General features: G+C 64.0%; 16 protein-coding genes. 12 read left to right on the forward strand and 4 right to left on the reverse strand.

Translation table 11 applies throughout. The features are described 5' to 3' along the window. Positions 1-77: 77 nt before the first annotated feature. Genes AC3I65_RS10560 through AC3I65_RS10570 form a run of 3 tightly spaced genes read left to right on the forward strand, consistent with a single transcriptional unit; the run spans position 78 to position 4,514 of the window. Positions 78-1,799 carry a type I secretion system permease/ATPase gene (locus AC3I65_RS10560; RefSeq protein ID WP_076385254.1) on the forward strand — a complete coding sequence of 574 codons (1,722 nt, stop codon included), beginning with the start codon at positions 78-80 and terminating at the stop codon, positions 1,797-1,799. Then, positions 1,792-3,162, forward strand: coding sequence for an HlyD family type I secretion periplasmic adaptor subunit (locus AC3I65_RS10565; protein WP_488523704.1), 1,371 nt, complete (start codon positions 1,792-1,794; stop codon positions 3,160-3,162). The genes AC3I65_RS10560 and AC3I65_RS10565 overlap by 8 nt, the downstream gene beginning before the upstream one ends. Positions 3,163-3,164: 2 nt before the next feature. After that, on the forward strand, positions 3,165-4,514 hold the full coding sequence (locus tag AC3I65_RS10570; protein ID WP_439125703.1) for a TolC family outer membrane protein: 1,350 nt from the start codon (positions 3,165-3,167) through the stop codon (positions 4,512-4,514). Between the two features lie 78 nt (positions 4,515-4,592). Here AC3I65_RS10570 and AC3I65_RS10575 read toward each other — a convergent pair whose 3' ends face one another. Beyond that, positions 4,593-4,934 (reverse strand): hypothetical protein, encoded by a 342-nt coding sequence (locus AC3I65_RS10575; RefSeq protein WP_047228926.1) that lies wholly within the window; start codon positions 4,932-4,934, stop codon positions 4,593-4,595. Between the two features lie 204 nt (positions 4,935-5,138). Here AC3I65_RS10575 and AC3I65_RS10580 point away from each other — a divergent pair, with 204 nt between their 5' ends. From AC3I65_RS10580 to AC3I65_RS10590, 3 genes are read left to right on the forward strand one after another with little or no spacing between them, the layout of a single operon-like run. Further along, positions 5,139-5,771, forward strand: coding sequence for a TonB C-terminal domain-containing protein (locus AC3I65_RS10580; RefSeq protein WP_173407055.1), 633 nt, complete (start codon positions 5,139-5,141; stop codon positions 5,769-5,771). Next, the gene (locus AC3I65_RS10585) at positions 5,768-6,313 is read left to right on the forward strand and encodes a sigma-70 family RNA polymerase sigma factor (RefSeq protein WP_047228928.1); all 546 of its coding nucleotides are present in this window, start codon (positions 5,768-5,770) and stop codon (positions 6,311-6,313) included. The genes AC3I65_RS10580 and AC3I65_RS10585 overlap by 4 nt, the downstream gene beginning before the upstream one ends. Positions 6,314-6,350: 37 nt before the next feature. Further along, positions 6,351-7,292, forward strand: a complete 942-nt coding sequence (locus tag AC3I65_RS10590) for a FecR family protein (protein WP_488524304.1) — start codon at positions 6,351-6,353, stop codon at positions 7,290-7,292. Between the two features lie 61 nt (positions 7,293-7,353). Here the strand turns inward: AC3I65_RS10590 and AC3I65_RS10595 are convergent, their stop codons facing one another. Continuing rightward, positions 7,354-7,965, reverse strand: coding sequence for a type II secretion system protein GspJ (locus AC3I65_RS10595; protein ID WP_488523705.1), 612 nt, complete (start codon positions 7,963-7,965; stop codon positions 7,354-7,356). Continuing rightward, positions 7,962-8,414, reverse strand: a complete 453-nt coding sequence (gspH, locus tag AC3I65_RS10600) for a type II secretion system minor pseudopilin GspH (RefSeq protein ID WP_047228930.1) — start codon at positions 8,412-8,414, stop codon at positions 7,962-7,964. The genes AC3I65_RS10595 and gspH overlap by 4 nt, the downstream gene beginning before the upstream one ends. Positions 8,415-8,530: 116 nt before the next feature. Between gspH and AC3I65_RS10605 the strand changes: the two genes are divergently transcribed. Further along, a complete protein-coding gene (locus tag AC3I65_RS10605) occupies positions 8,531-8,962 on the forward strand; it encodes a type II secretion system protein N (RefSeq protein ID WP_076385246.1) in 432 nt (143 codons plus the stop codon). A gap of 59 nt (positions 8,963-9,021) precedes the next feature. On the opposite strand, the gene gspI is transcribed toward AC3I65_RS10605, so the two are convergent. Further along, entirely contained in the window at positions 9,022-9,396 is a 375-nt protein-coding gene (gspI, locus tag AC3I65_RS10610; RefSeq protein WP_047228932.1) for a type II secretion system minor pseudopilin GspI, read from the reverse strand. 149 nt (positions 9,397-9,545) lie between these two features. Between gspI and gspG the strand changes: the two genes are divergently transcribed. From gspG to gspD, 5 genes are read left to right on the forward strand one after another with little or no spacing between them, the layout of a single operon-like run. After that, positions 9,546-9,995: a type II secretion system major pseudopilin GspG gene (gene gspG / locus AC3I65_RS10615; RefSeq protein WP_274091086.1), complete on the forward strand. Its 450-nt coding sequence runs from the start codon at positions 9,546-9,548 to the stop codon at positions 9,993-9,995. Between the two features lie 8 nt (positions 9,996-10,003). Continuing rightward, on the forward strand, positions 10,004-10,990 hold the full coding sequence (gene gspK, locus AC3I65_RS10620) for a type II secretion system minor pseudopilin GspK (protein ID WP_274091087.1): 987 nt from the start codon (positions 10,004-10,006) through the stop codon (positions 10,988-10,990). Next, positions 10,987-12,168: a type II secretion system protein GspL gene (gspL, locus tag AC3I65_RS10625; RefSeq protein ID WP_488523706.1), complete on the forward strand. Its 1,182-nt coding sequence runs from the start codon at positions 10,987-10,989 to the stop codon at positions 12,166-12,168. Before gspK ends, gspL begins: the two co-directional genes overlap by 4 nt. Continuing rightward, positions 12,161-12,724, forward strand: coding sequence for a type II secretion system protein M (locus tag AC3I65_RS10630; protein WP_047228936.1), 564 nt, complete (start codon positions 12,161-12,163; stop codon positions 12,722-12,724). Before gspL ends, AC3I65_RS10630 begins: the two co-directional genes overlap by 8 nt. Continuing rightward, a complete protein-coding gene (gspD, locus tag AC3I65_RS10635; protein ID WP_305468231.1) occupies positions 12,721-15,075 on the forward strand; it encodes a type II secretion system secretin GspD in 2,355 nt (784 codons plus the stop codon). The genes AC3I65_RS10630 and gspD overlap by 4 nt, the downstream gene beginning before the upstream one ends. The last annotated feature ends 7 nt before the right edge of the window (positions 15,076-15,082 follow it).

Below are 15,082 nucleotides of genomic sequence, written 5' to 3' on the forward strand. Positions count from 1 at the left end.
TTTTTTTGACGCCTTCGGGCAAATAACTCGCGATGGATTGCGCCGGGACCGACTATTCCTTTGCGGGTTGATTCTCTATGCGCTTTCTACTCGATCCGCGTCATGACATTGATGCTGCCTTATTAAGTTACCGCCGGGTGTTCTGGTCGCTGGCGCTGTTCAGCGGCGTGATCAATCTGTTGGTGCTGGTGCCATCGCTGTACATGATGCAGGTGTACGACCGGGTCCTGACCAGCCGCAACGAAACCACCCTGTTCATGCTGACCTTGATCGCCCTGGCCCTGTTTCTGTTCAGTGCCCTGATCGAGTGGGTTCGCGGCGAGGTGATGATTCGCATGAGTGCGGGGCTGGACGACGCCCTGGGCGAGCGTATTTTCGACGCCGCTTTCGCCCGCAGCCTGCGCGAGCACAACGCCAACCCGGCCCAGGTGCTCACTGATTTGGCGACGTTGCGCCAGTTGATCACCGGCCAGGGTCTGATCGCGTTGCTGGACGCGCCGTGGTTGCCGATCTTCCTGCTGGTGGCGTTTATTTTTCACCCTTGGTTCGGGGTGCTGACCCTGGTGCTCGCCCTGGTGCTGATCGGCCTGGCGTTGTGGGGTGAGCTGGCGACTCGCGCCCGGTTGGGTGAAGCCAATCGCCTGGGGGTGCAGTCGTCTGTCTATGTCAACAGCACGCTCCACAATGCCGAGGTCATTCAGGCGCTGGGCATGCTCGGGCCGTTGCGCCAGCGCTGGAGCCTGCTGCAACAACGCATCATTGCCGCGCAGGCCCACGCCAGTGACCGTGGTGCCCGTATCACTTCTGCAACCCGTTTCGTGCGCATATCGGGACAGTCGCTGGCCCTGGGCCTGGGGGCGTTGCTGGTGCTCGAGGGGCAGATGTCGGCAGGCATGATGATCGCCATGTCGCTGCTGCTGGGCCGCGCCCTGGCACCGGTGGAAATTGCCATCGGCTCCTGGAAACAATTCAACGCCGGACGCCAGAGCTATCAGCGTCTGAGCCAGCTGCTTACCCAGCACCCCCGCGAGCGCCTGCGCATGCCCTTGCCGCCGCCCACCGGCGCGGTGCGCCTGGAGCAACTGTATGTCGGCCCGCCCGGCGCCTCGCAACCGATTGTGCGCGGGATCAATTTCAGCCTGGCCAAGGGCGAAGTGCTTGCCGTAGTCGGTCCCAGCGCCAGTGGCAAGTCGACGCTGGCCAGGGCGCTGGTCGGGGTATGGCCGGCCATCGGCGGTTCGGTGCGCCTGGATGACGCCGAGATCAGCCAGTGGTCCCATGATGCCCTGGGCCCGTACCTGGGTTACTTGCCCCAGGACATCGAGCTGTTCGATGGCAGCGTTGCCGACAACATCGCCCGCTTCGGCGAGCAGGATGCCGACAAAATCATTGCCGCCGCTCGTCACGCCGGCATTCACGAGATGATCCTCAGATTCCCCAAAGGTTATGACACGCCACTGGGCCCCGGTGGGCTGGGTTTGTCTGGCGGGCAGAAGCAACGCCTGGGCCTGGCCCGGGCACTTTACGGGCGCCCGTCGCTGATTGTGCTCGACGAGCCCAACTCCAACCTCGACGAAGCAGGTGAGCTGGCGCTGGTACAAGCGATCAATGCGCTCAAGGCCGCCGGCAGTACCGTGGTGCTGATCACCCATCGACCCAATGTGCTGGCGGTGGTCGATCACATCCTGGTACTCAAGGACGGCGCCCAACAAGCCTTCGGCCCACGGGACCGGGTGCTCAAGGCATTGATGCCGGGGCCCAGGCCCGCTGCGGTGAGGGAGGCCGGCGAAGATGCGTGATCTGACCCCGGCTGCATCGGCGCACAGCGAGCAGCAACTGAGCGTGCTCGACGCCAATACCCTGCCCAGCGCCAGTACCGATGCCAGCGGTGCTGCGCGGTATGGTGTGGGCTTTCTGGTCCTGACGCTGGGCGGCTTTTTGCTCTGGGCCTTCCTGGCACCCCTCGATCAGGGTGTCGTGGGCAGTGGCACCGTGGTGGTGGCGGGCGAGCGCAAGGCGGTGCAGTCGTTGGTCGGCGGGGTAGTGGACCAGCTGCTGGTCAGCGATGGTGATCGAGTCAGCCAGGGGCAGTTGCTGGTGCAGCTCAATACCGTGCAAGCGCAGTCGCAACTGGACGTGACCCTGGGCAAGTTGCTCAACGATCGCAGCATTGAAGCGCGGTTGATTGCCGAGCGTCTGGGCAGCGCCGAGATCCAATGGCCGGCTGAATTGCTGGCGCGCGCCGACGAGCCGCGGGTCAAGGCCGCCATGGCCTTGCAAAACCAGTTGTTTCTGACCCGCCGCGCGGAGCTGGGCAGCCGTTTGCAGATCATCGAACACGAGGTCGCGGCGCTGCAGCAGCAATTGCAGGGCTATGAAGGCGTCAAGCGTAACTACGACGCGCAGATGCGCTTTCAGCAACAGGAACTCGAAGGCCTGCGCGAGCTGGCCCGTGAGGGTTATGTTCCGCGCAACAAACTCTTCGAGGCCGAGCGCAACGCCGCTCAACTGGCCGGCCAGATCGCCTCCGGCGTGGGCGATGTCGGGCGGACCCGCCAGGCCATCAACGAAAGCAGGCTCAAGGCGTTGCAAGTGCAGCAGGAGTTTCGTCGCGATGCTGAAACCCAGCTCAGCGAGGTCTCCGCCGAGGCGGCCGGTTATGCCGATCAGATGCGTGCCTTGCAATTTGAAGTCGACAACGGCGCTATCCGTGCGCCAGTGGCCGGGCAGGTCATGGACGTGAGCCTGCATACCGTTGGCGGCGTGGCCCAGGCCGGACAAACCCTGATGCAGGTGGTACCGCTGGATGCGCCAATGGCGATTACCGCGCGTTTCGAGCCGTTGATGGCCAACAAGTTGCGCCCGGGGTTGCCGGTGCATGTGCATTTCACCGCGCTGCAACGGGTGGATACGCCGACGGTAACCGGCACCGTGAGTACGGTGTCGGCCGACCAGTTGATCGATGAGCAGACGCACTTGCCGTACTTCTCCGCCAAGGTCGAGATTCCCGCCGACACGGTCGTCTCGTTGCAGGCCGCCGGGTTGTGGGTGCGTCCGGGCATGCTGGCCGATGTGACGGTGGTCACGGGGGAGCGCACCTTCATGAATTACCTGATGAAACCGTTGCGCGAACGCTTGCTGGCAGCCTTCAAAGAGGAATGAGCATGATCGACCGATGCCGTTACAGCGCTCGCGTGCTGCTGAGCCTGTGCTCCAGTTGGGCGATGCTCAATGTCGCCTGGGCCGCCGACGGTGGCCTGAGCCTGACCGCGGCGTACGATGCCTCCCGGCTCAACGACCCGACTTTGCAGTCAGCCACCCATGCTTATGATGCCTCGCGGCAGGAAGAAGCGATTGGCCGTGGCGGCCTCTATCCGCAAGTGTCGCTGACTTCGCGTTATGGCCGCGGTGGGCGGACTGATGGCGGTGACGACAGCGGCTACGTCAACAGCAACGATTACCAGGCCAACAACGTCACCCTGGCGGCGCAGCAAGCGCTCTACGACAAGGCGCGCTGGGCGGCGTATCAGGAAGGCAAGGCACGAGGGCAACTGGGCAGCCAGCTTTTCGACGTCGCCGGCCAGACGCTGTTCGACCGGGTTGCCAAGGGCTACTTCGACGTCGCCCGGGCGGAAAACGAGATCAAGTTAATCGCCCAGCAAAAAGCCGCCATCCACGGGTTGGTCATCCAGAGCAAAAAACTCTTCGAGGGTGGCCAGGGCGCGATCACCGATATCGATGAAGCCCAGGCGCGGCTTGATCTGGTCGAGGCCCAGGAGGCCGAAGCCGAGGCTCGTCGCGTGGCCGCGCTGCGGGCGTTGTCCGGTCGTGCCAATGTGCCCATCGATGACATTGCGCCGATGCGCGAGGAGCTTGCCGCCGGCAGCCCGATCCCTCCCGAGCAGGACCTGCCGTACTGGACGGCGATTGCCCGCGAGGCCAGCCCCGAGCTGGCGGCCCGGCTGGCGGCGGTGAAAGTGGCCGAGGCCCAGGCCGACAGCCAGCGCGCCGGGCATTATCCGACCTTGGCACTGACCACTCAGTTGACTCGCCGGGAAACCCGCCAGTACCAGGAACTTGACCCGCGCCAGGACACCTATTACGTGGGGCTGCAGTTGGATATTCCGTTGTATCGCGGTGGGGCGGTGCGAGCGTCGGTGGCCAAGGCCCAGGCGCAACTGGCCGGTGCGCAGTCGGACTATGACGTGCAACGCCAGCAGTTGGCCGAGACGATCGAAACCGATTACCTGGGCGTGGTGGCCGGCTTCGCCAAAAGCAAGGCGATGCAGCGCGCAGTGGAGTCCAACCAGCGGGCACTGGCTTCGACGGAAAAAGGCTTCCAGGGCGGTGTGCGCTCCACGGTGGACATCCTTGATGCGCAACAACGGTTATTCCAGGCCCGTCGGGACCTGCTCAACACCAAGCTGGACATGCTGCAAAGCTATGTGAGTCTGCATACCCACACCGGCCAGATGACCCGCGCAGTCCTGGAGCAGGTGCAAAGCCTGTTTTGAGGTGCGTAGGGGCTGCACTTTTAACGTTGCAACGCACTCCTGCGGCCAGGGAGCAAGTTCCCTGGCCACAGACAGGGGTTATCTGGGCAGCGGCGAGGGGCTGGCCGGGACCGGCGGTCTCTGGGGCTTGACCGAGGTGCCAAACGTATTACCCATGCGCACGCTGGTGGCCGCTGGGGTCGCCAGGCCGATGCTGTTCGGCGCGCGTTTGTTAACGGGCACATTCAAGGCCTCTTGCGTGCGTTGCGCGGCCGCCGCGGCCTGCGGATCGTTGCCCATTTGCCGGCTCAGGCAGTTGTAGTCCGCGGTCCTGTAGCCACCGACGGTCACCTCGATACACGCCGGTACCTCTTCGCCATGAGCCCAAGGCTGGGCCATGAGCAGGCCGAGGCCCGCCATCATTTTCATCCACTGTTTCATTGTCGACCTCCTGGCCCGCCCAGAAGGCGGTTCGCTGTCAGAGCACGAGTTTAGTGGGGTCCGAGGAATTTGTATCAGTTGTCATACGACATTCATAAACAGCCCTCAGGATGACGGTTTTCAACGGATACGTCAGTCGTGCAGCAAGGCAGAGCCGGGGGCGGGCGCAGGCGTGGATTGGCCAGGTCACCCTTGGGGGGGCTGATGGCGTTGTTGTGGTTGCTGGCCGCGCCGATCCAGGCGAACGGCCTGGTGGAGCTGGACATCGCCCCGCAGGAACTGACCACGGCGCTGGAGCAATTCAGTCGAGCGACGGGTATGGCGGTGCTGGTGGATCAGCAACTATCCAGCCAGCGCCATACGCTGGGCGTCCAGGGACTGTTCACCGCTTCTCAAGGGCTCAATGTGTTGCTTCGCGGCACCGGGCTCGCGGCGCATTACGCCCGAGCGGATGCGTTCACGTTGCAACCGGTGCGGGTTCACGAGGTGCCGCTGCCTTCCGGCGCGGCCCCGGGCTTGAGCGACAGCAACTATGCGGCGGCGATCCAAACGGTCATCCAGCGCAACTTGTGCCGTTCACCACTCACCCGCCCGGGAAGTTTTCGGGCGGTGCTGCAAGTGTGGATCGGCCGGGACGGCGTGGTTCAGCATAGCCGCCTGGTCAGTTCCACGGGCGATCCGATGCGTGACAAGGCCTTGGTCAACAGTTTGCAAAACCTCAGGATCGACCGCCCGGCGCCCAGTTCATTGCGCCAACCGGTAACCCTGCTTTTATTACCCGACTCATCAGGAACAAGCATGGAGTGCACAGCAGGGGAAGGGGTTTTGGGGCGATGAAACACTCTGGTCGCAGCCCGTTGGTCAAGTTGTTCCTCACCTCTTATGAGGATTTCAAGGTGCGCCTGCGCAAGCGCCTGGGCTCCGAGGAACTGGCCAACGATGTGCTGCATGAAACCTACTTGCGGGTCGATCGCATGGTCGAGACGCCGGACATCGCCCAGCCCAGTGCCTATCTCTATCGCATGGCGCTGAACATTGCCGCCGACCGTCGGCAGGCCGATGCTCGCCTGCTCACCGGCAGCGAAATCGAGGACTTGCTGCAGATTTCCGATGAAGCGCTGGATCCGGCCCGGGTGGTGGGGGGGCAGAAGGAGTTGCAGACCTTGCTCAAGGCCCTGTATGAGCTGCCGGCGCGGCGTCGCAGGATTTTCATTGCCGCGCGTCTGGAGGAAGCGCCGCACCTGGAAATATCCCAACGTTTCGGCATTTCCACGCGCATGGTAGAGAAGGAAATCAAGGCCGCGCTGGGGCATTGCGCCCTGCGCCTGGAAAGAAAAGTGATTCAGCGGTTCGGTCCCGGCGCGGGAAAACAGTCTTGAGAGTAGAGACCAGACCAATTCGTGAGTGTGTGTGCGCTTGAACATCTTCAGCATTGCTTCCCCTGAGGCCACGCCTCAGACCCGACTGGCCAGCGAGGCCCAAGACTGGTTGGTCCTGCTGACCTCGGGCCGCGCCACCGTGGCCGATGCCCGGGCCCTGCGCCATTGGTGCGGGCAAAGCCCTGAACACGCTCAGGCGTTCGAGCAAGCCAAGGCGCTGTGGCACGGGCTGCAACCGGCTGCCGAGGCGTTGCGGGCTCCGCGACATTTCGGACGACGGGCGTTGCTCGGCGGCGCGATCGCGGCGTCGGCAGGTTTTCTGTTGATCCGCGCCACGGTGCCCGGTGGGGTTTCCGGACTCGCTGCCGACTACGTCACCGAGGTTGGCGAACAGCGCCGGGTGGAACTGGCCAAGGGTGTCAGTCTTGAGCTGAATACCCAAACCCGCCTCAGCCGCCGTCAGTCGGCCGATGGAGGGGAAGGATTGGTGTTGCTCGGTGGTGAAGTTGAAGTGCTGGGAAGCAGTGATTCGACGGTCAGTGTCCAGGCCGGCGCGGGCTGGATCAGCGCCGCTCGGGCTCGGTTCAATATCCGCTACATCGACCAGAGTGTCTGCGCGACCTGCCTGGAAGGTGTGGTGCAGGTCCAGGTGCGCGGCCAGAGTTTTCATCTGGAGTCGGGCATGCAACTGACCTACGACAGCGGCCGGGTGGGCACTCCAAAGAACGCAGATGTGTCGGCGGCCACTGCCTGGCGCGAGCAGGTGCTGGTGTTCAACGACGCGACTCTGGCCAGCGTCATCGACGAAATCAACCGCTACCGTCCTGGCATGTTGCTGTTACTCAATCGCGAATTGGGCCAGCGCAAGGTCCAGGCGCGGTTCCGTCTTGATCAACTGGCTGGCGTGGCGCTGTTGATCCGCGATGCCTATGGCGCCAAATGCACCGAGTTGCCGGGCGGGGTGGTGGTGCTGAGCTGAGTTCAGCGCTATCCGGATGAGCCTCATCGCGAGCCGGCTCGCGGCCACACTGGGTTTGCCCTCACTCCAGCGGCCCCAGCACCTGTCGATACTTTTCCACGCCTTGTGGCGTCTGCCGTGTCAGGCTGATTTCGATGCCCAGCGGGTTTTCCTGGCGATTGCCGCTGAGCTTGCGCCAACCTTTTTCCCTGTCCCAGTAACGCAGCCCTGCGTTGCTGACTTCGCTGAGCACCGCTACGCCCGCGCCGGGTGCCGGCAATGGGTAGCGGCTGCGGGCCTGGCCTTGGGCTCGGTAAAGCGTGTCTCCCTCGAGCCACCAGCGCACTCTTTGCAGCGTGCCTTCTTGAGCGGCGGCCACCCGGATCACATCCAGGCGAAACCCCCGACCTTCGGTGCTGCGCACGGTGAGGGCGGGTGGTGCGGTCCAGGGCTGGTCATCGACTCCAGGGTTTGACGGTTCGCTCAACTCGATGCTGGCGCGTAATGCTACGTCGCGTTCCAGCTGATTCAACACTCGCAGCAAGGCTTCGGTCTGTTCGGTGCTGGCCTGCAAATGGCTGTCGGCTCGGGTGACGCTGTCCAGTCCGCGCCAGGCAATCAGGCTGACCACCGCCATCAGCAGAATCGCCACCATGACTTCAAGCAGGGTGAAGCCCGTCTCCCGGCCGTTCATTGAATCTGCACCCGGCCAGCGGCGCTGCGTTGCACGTTTATGCTGCTCTGGCCGTCCGACAAACGAATGTTCAGCGGGGCGCCGATCCACTCGGCGCTCAATACGACCCGCTGCCTGGGTTCCACATGAACTTCCATGGACGGGCTCTGCCACCGCCGCGGGTGCAGTTGTGGATCATCCTTGAAGCGATCCAGCCCTGGCCCTTGATCCTGCCGACGGCTGAAACCGAACCCCTTGGCATCCCAGCGCCAGCTAATCGGCCGGCCGTCGACGCGGGCTTCGGTTTGAGCGAGCTGTAGCAGTTGCGCCAGCCGCTCGGCGTCCTGGCGCAGCAACTTCAGCGGGTCGGGTTTGATGCTCAAACCTACCGCGGCACTGGCGATGCCGATGATCACCAGTACCACCATCAATTCGATCAGGGTGAAACCGCGTTGCTTGCCAAGGTTCATGCGCGCTCCTTTGCGTCGGTCTTCATCCTGCACGGTGAAGATGATAAGGATGTGAAATAAAACGGAGAGAATCGAGGCGTACGCTGGAGACTGGATAAAAAAAGGAGAACCAGACCATGGTGTTCATCGACCGAGTTTCCCCGGCGCAACTCCTCCAGGCACTCGGTCTGTTGGCGGCATTGGCCGGGGTGGCGACCTGGTCTTCGCTGCTACTGACATCGGCTGAATCCCGCACGCCGGATGTTGCCCCGCAACGATTGGCCGAGCGTTCCGATAATCCTGCACGGCAATGGTTCTCCAGCCAGCCGGCGCCGGTGGATATCAAGGTCAGCGGTGTGCTGGCCGGCGCTCGCGGGGCTGTGGCGATCCTCAGTCTCAACGACGGCCCACCTCGTAGTTTCCTGGCTGGAGAGCGGGTGGCTCATGGGGTGCGGCTGGTGTCGATCGAGGCGCAAGCGGTGGTGATCGAGCGGGGCAATCAGCAAACGCGGCTGGCCTTGGCCCGATTGCCGGATTCGGTGGCTTTACCCTCGCTCACCCGTCCTTGAGATCACGACGAGCCCTCTTGTCGAGGGAGCAAGCTCCCAAGAGGGACCGTGTCTAGCCGCTATTTTTCCCGGCTGACCAACGTCTCCAACCGCGCCAACGGCGGTGCTTCGTGGCTGCGATCCGACACGGTCAGTTCAACCCGCAACATGCGGCCATTTTCCGCCGGGCGCAGGTTCTGTTCGCAACGCAGTAGCAACCGTCCCTGATCGCATTCGATGACTTTTGAACCCTGCACAAAACGCCCCTCCAAGTGCAGTTGCGCCAGTTGGCTGCGGGCCGCCAGCAGTGCGATGGACTTGTCTCGCAGCAGCCCATTGCTTTGGGTCATCACCGCAGCCACGCGCACCGCCGCCGACATGGCCACGGCGATGATCGCCAGGGCGACCAGCACTTCGATCAGGGTGAAGCCGGCTTGTGGGGCGTGACGTGGCATCGCGCGAGCTCTATGGGCGAAGGCAGCCCCCGAGCTTAACCGCCATTGTTGACCGATTGACGACGTAAGCTCCTGAGCATTTTCAATATCACTGACATATTTTCTTGCAACACTGCGCCACGAATTGAATCCAGCGAAGGACCGTCGAGATGCAGATCGCCCGTTACAACGCCCGTCTCCAAGGCCCTCGTGGGCAGCAGGGTTTCACCCTGATCGAAATCATGGTTGTGGTGGTCATTCTTGGCATTCTGGCGGCGATGGTGGTGCCCAAGGTCCTCGACCGGCCGGACCAGGCTCGGGCGACGGCGGCAAAACAGGACATTGGCGGATTGATGCAGGCGTTGAAACTCTATCGCCTGGACCACGGCAGTTACCCGAGCATGAACCAGGGGCTCAAGGTGCTGGTGGAACGGCCCGCTGATGCAAAAAACAGCACATGGCGTTCCTACCTGGAGCGCCTGCCCAACGATCCATGGGGCCGTCCCTACAACTACCTCAACCCGGGCGCCAATGGTGAAATCGATATCTTTTCCCTGGGGGCCGACGGCCAGCCTGACGGCGATGGTGTAAATGCCGACATCGGCTCCTGGCAGTTATAAGGGCCGTGATGCGAACGGATTCGCCCTTCGCGGCGAAGCAGCGGGGCATGGCGGTCATCAGTGCCTTGCTGATCGCCGCCGTGGTGGCGGTCATCGCCGGGGGCATGCTCACCCGCCAAACCCTGTTTACCCGCAGCCTGGAGGCCGAGCAGTTGCGTATCCAGGGCACGGCGCGGTTGCAGGGTGGCCTGCAATTGAGCCGACAGTTGTTGTGGGATGCACGTCAGCGCGATCCGCTCACGCGCTTCGGTCAGGCTTGGGCCAACCCTTTCGTGATGGCCGGTTCCAGCCTGGCTGACATCCCCTTCGAAGGGCGACTGGAAGATGAGCAAGGCAAATTCAACCTGCGCAATCTGGTCGCCAATGAACGTGTGGATCAGGAACAGGTGCGCACCTTCGAACGGTTGTGCGAGCAACTGGGTATCGCCGCGACGGTACGTGCGCGCATCGTCGCGCGGGTGATTGCCGCGTACCCACGGCTGTTGAACCCAGAGCTGGCGGACAAGGCCGCGCTGAGCACTGCGTTCGACAGCGGTCGCAGCACCTCGCCGGATGCTCCCGGTACGCCGTTGGCGCCGACACGCCCCATGCTGCGCACGTTGCAGGATTTGCGCAGCATCAAGGGTGTCACCCCGCAGCTGCTGGAAACACTGGCGCCTTATGTGACGATTCTGCCGGCCAATACCTGGCTCAACGGCAACACCGCCAGCGCCCCGGTGCTGGCTGCTTACGTGCCGGGGTTATCGTTGCAGCGGGCCCAGGCGCTGATCGCTGAGCGAGACGGCGGCCACTGGTTTATCAACCGTGGGGATTTCGTCAATCGCCTGCGCATGCCTGAGCTGGAAATGGCCTCCGTCAAGGTCGGCATCACCAGCGACTGGTTCCGCCTGCGGGGGCAGGCGCGCAGTGGGCAGCGGCGGGTCGTGCTGGATGCCTTGCTGCAACGCAGCCAGGACCGGATGCCTCAGGTGATCTGGTCACGGGTGGGCGTATGACTCGCTTGCGCATAGCGTTGATGCCACTGGGCAGCTTGAGCCTCGACAGCCCGGTGGCATTCGCCTGGCTCGATCGCCAGGGCCAGGTCCGCGACCAGGGGCACAGCAACCTCCGGGACCTCGGTCAGGGTGCAAAGAAGCAGCGGGTCGAATGTTTTCTCCATCCGCGCGACAGCTTGCTCATCAGTCTGGAACTGCCGCAGTTGCCGGCAGCGAAAATCACCGCCGCGGTGAACTGCGCCGCCCAGGCGCTGATGCTCGGTGCCAGCGAGCGCATGCAGGTGGCTCACAGCGCGCGCGGTGCCGACGGGCAGGTGCACATTGCCTGGCTCGACCGAGAGTCACTCGATGCCCTGGGCCGGATGCTGCGCCAGGCCGGCCTGCACCTGCACGGGCTGTACCCGGCGGCCTACGCCCTGCCAGTGTTGTCCGGGCCGGTGGCCTGCATCGACGACGGCCACCTGCTGGTGCGTTATAGCGTGCAGCACGCGGTGGTGCAGCCGCTGCTGGACGAGGCGTTGGATGAATGGTTACTGGAGGCAGGGGCCGGGCTGCAGTGGGTGGGCGATTCGCCGCCGCAGGTTTCGATCAAAACCTTGCCCGCCCCCCAGCGCTGGACTGGTGCCGCGCCGGGCTGGGGCTTGCATGCTGGCCTGACGCATGGCCCGGCCGAGCGTGGCGGTTGGGGCAGGGCGGCGACGCTTTGCGCGGTGGCGCTGGCGGTGTGGGTGGTCGGCCTCAATCTCTACGCCACCCGTGAGGCCACCCAGGGCCAACGACTCAAGGCGCAGATGAGCCAGCGGGTAAAGCAGGCGTTTCCCGAACTGCCGGTGATTCTCAACCCCTTGCAACAAGCCCGACAGCAAATCGCCGCGCGCCAAAGCGGCACAGCGGCGGACCCGGCGCAACGCTTCGCCAGCCTGGTGCAACAGGCGGGCAGCGCCATGCCGTTCATGAGCGGCAACGTGCAGGAACTGGTGTTTGAAAACGGTGAGTTACGCCTGACGCTCGTGGCCGAGGCACAAAAAGCATCCGCCGCAGACGACTGGAAAATCCCCCTGACCGAGGCCGGCATCGACGTTGCGGCCAATGACCAGGGCTGGACCTTGCGTGCTGCTTTGCCCGGACAGGGCGCGCAGGACACCTCCGAACACCCCCCGGAAGCCGAGGATGAATAAGCAATTCCCGGCACGGCTATGGGCGCAGTGGCAAACCCTGCGCGCGCGTGGCCGGACGTCCTGGCAGGGCCTGGCGGTGCGCGAGCAGCGCGCCGTGTCGCTGGCGGCGCTGGTACTCGGCGGGCTGCTGGTCTGGTTGCTGTTGATCCAGCCACCGCTCCAAACCCTTGCGTATTGGCAGGTCGAAACGCCGAAGTTGCGCGCGCAGACCCAGGCCCTCGAAGTGCTCTTGCGGGACGTCGGCGGCCCGGCGTCAGGCCAGCCTCTGGAAGCGGCTCTGCGCCAGGCCCTGGATGCCGGCGGCTTGAGCGAGCACTACCAGTTGCAGGCCGTGGACGCGGCTTGGCAACTCACTTTCAACGACGCGCCGGCCGATGAGGTGATGGGCTGGCTGTTGAGCAGTCCACGGCAATTTTCCTTGCAAGTGCTTGAAGCCCGTTTGCGGCGCACGGCCCCGGCCAACACCGACAACATCGAAAACACTGAAAACACCGCCGGCACCCTGTCCGGAACCGTTCGCATGGATCAGGCGCAAGGCGCTAAGGAAGCTTCATGAAGGGGTCCCGATACCCGCGTCATTGGCGCAAGAGCGTGCCGTTTCTGTTGCTGGCATTGAGCGCCTGCAACAGCACACCGCCAACGTCGCAGCCACCGTTGCTGGTGGACAGTGAACTGGGCATTCCGCTGGGCAGTACTCAGCGCAGCGGCGATGCGCTGCTGGACCGTCAGCGGGCCCAGACCTTGCGTGAACAGAAACCGCCGGTGCGGCACTCGGTCGATCTCACCGCCCGTGCCCGCGAGCCCCGCAGCAGTACGCCTGCACGCAGCCCGCTGGGTGACCAACCGGTGACCCTGAACTTTGTCGAGGCCGACATTCAGGCGGTGGTGCGGGCCTTGTCCCGTTCCACCGGCCAACAGTTTCTGGTGGACCCTCGGGTCAAGGGCAACCTGACGCTGGTGTCCGAAGGTCAGGTGCCGGCGCACCAGGCCTATGACATGCTGCTGGCCGCGCTGCGCATGCAGGGCTTTAGCGTGGTGGACGTCGGCGGCGTGGCCCAGGTGGTGCCCGAGGCCGACGCCAAGTTGCTGGGCGGGCCGATCTACAGCGCCGACAGACCGGCCGGCAACGGCATGTTGACCCGCACCTTTCGCCTGCAATACGAAAACGCGGTGAACCTGATCCCGGTGTTACGCCCGATCGTGTCGCCGAACAACCCGATCAATGCCTACCCCGGCAACAACACCATCGTCATCACCGATTACGCCGAGAACCTGTCGCGGGTGGCGCAGCTCATCGAAGGCATCGATACCCCCAGCGCCATCGACACCGACGTGGTGCCGATACACAACGGCATCGCCGTGGACATCGCGCAGATGGTCTCCGAGTTGCTGGAAACCCAGGGCGGAGACCAGACCCAGAAGATCAACGTGATCGGCGACCCGCGCTCCAACGCCATCATCATCCGCGCCGGCAGCCCCGAGCGCACCGAGCTGGCGCGTAACCTGATCTACAAGCTCGACAACGCCCAGAACAACCCGAGCAACCTGCACGTGGTGTACCTGCGCAATGCCCAGGCCGGCAAACTGGCCCAATCCCTGCGCGGCTTGCTCACCGGGGAAAGCGAAGGCGAGGGCAGTGATAACTCGCGTTCGGTGCTCAGCAGCATGGGCGCCAGCACCAACGGCCAGAGCAGCGGCGATGGCGCCAGCACCAGCGGGACCACGGGCGGTAGCGCTTCGACCTCTGGCAATGGTTATGCCCAAGGCAGCAGCGGACAAAGCTCGGCTTCGCCGCAGGACGATCAGAGCACCGCGTTCAGTGCCGGCGGCGTGACCATCCAGGCCGATGCCACCACCAATACCCTGCTGATTTCCGCGCCGGACCCGCTGTACCGCAACCTGCGGGAAGTTATCGACCTGCTCGACCAGCGTCGCGCCCAAGTGGTGATCGAGAGCCTGATCGTCGAGGTCGGCGAGGACGATGCCAGCGAGTTCGGCGTGCAATGGCAGACCGGTAACCTGGGCGGCAGCGGCGTGATCGGCGGCGTCAACCTCGGTGGCACCGGGCTCAACCTCAACGGCAAGACCAGCATCGACGTGTTGCCCCAGGGCTTGAACCTGGGCCTGGTCAACGGCACGGTGGACATTCCCGGCATCGGCAAGATCCTCGACCTCAAGGTCCTGGCCCGGGCGTTGAAGAGCAAGGGCGGCACCAACGTGTTGTCGACGCCGAACCTGCTGACCCTGGACAACGAAGCGGCGAGCATTTTCGTCGGCCAGACCATTCCGTTTGTCAGCGGCAGTTACGTCACCGGCGGCGGTGGCACCAGCAACAACCCGTTCCAGACCGTGACCCGTGAAGAGGTGGGGCTGAAGCTCAACGTCCGCCCGCAGATTTCCGAAGGCGGGACGGTCAAGCTCGACATCTATCAAGAGGTCAGCAGCGTCGACAACCGCGCTTCGAGCGCCAGCGGGATTGTCACCAACAAGCGTGCCATCGACACCAGCATCCTGCTGGACGACGGGCAGATCATGGTCCTTGGCGGGTTGTTGCAGGACGGCTACAGCCAGAGCAACGACGCGGTGCCGTGGCTGTCGACCATCCCCGGTATTGGTGCGCTGTTTCGCAACGAGCGGCGGCAGATCACCAAGACCAACCTGATGGTGTTCCTGCGCCCCTACATCATCCGCGACACGGCGGCGGGGCGCGGCATCACCCTCAACCGCTACGACTTCATGCGCCGCGCCCAGGGCCTGCTGCAACCGGAGCGCAGCTGGGCGATGCCGGACATGCAAGCCCCGCAACTGCCGGCCTCGGCCAAGGCCATTCCGCAGGCCACCCCCGCCGGGCTGCAAACGCCCAGGGCGGTGATCAAGGCGGTTCCGGTTGAAGGAGGCACTCGCTGATGAATAC

Source organism: Pseudomonas sp. N-1-13, from assembly GCF_057787095.1.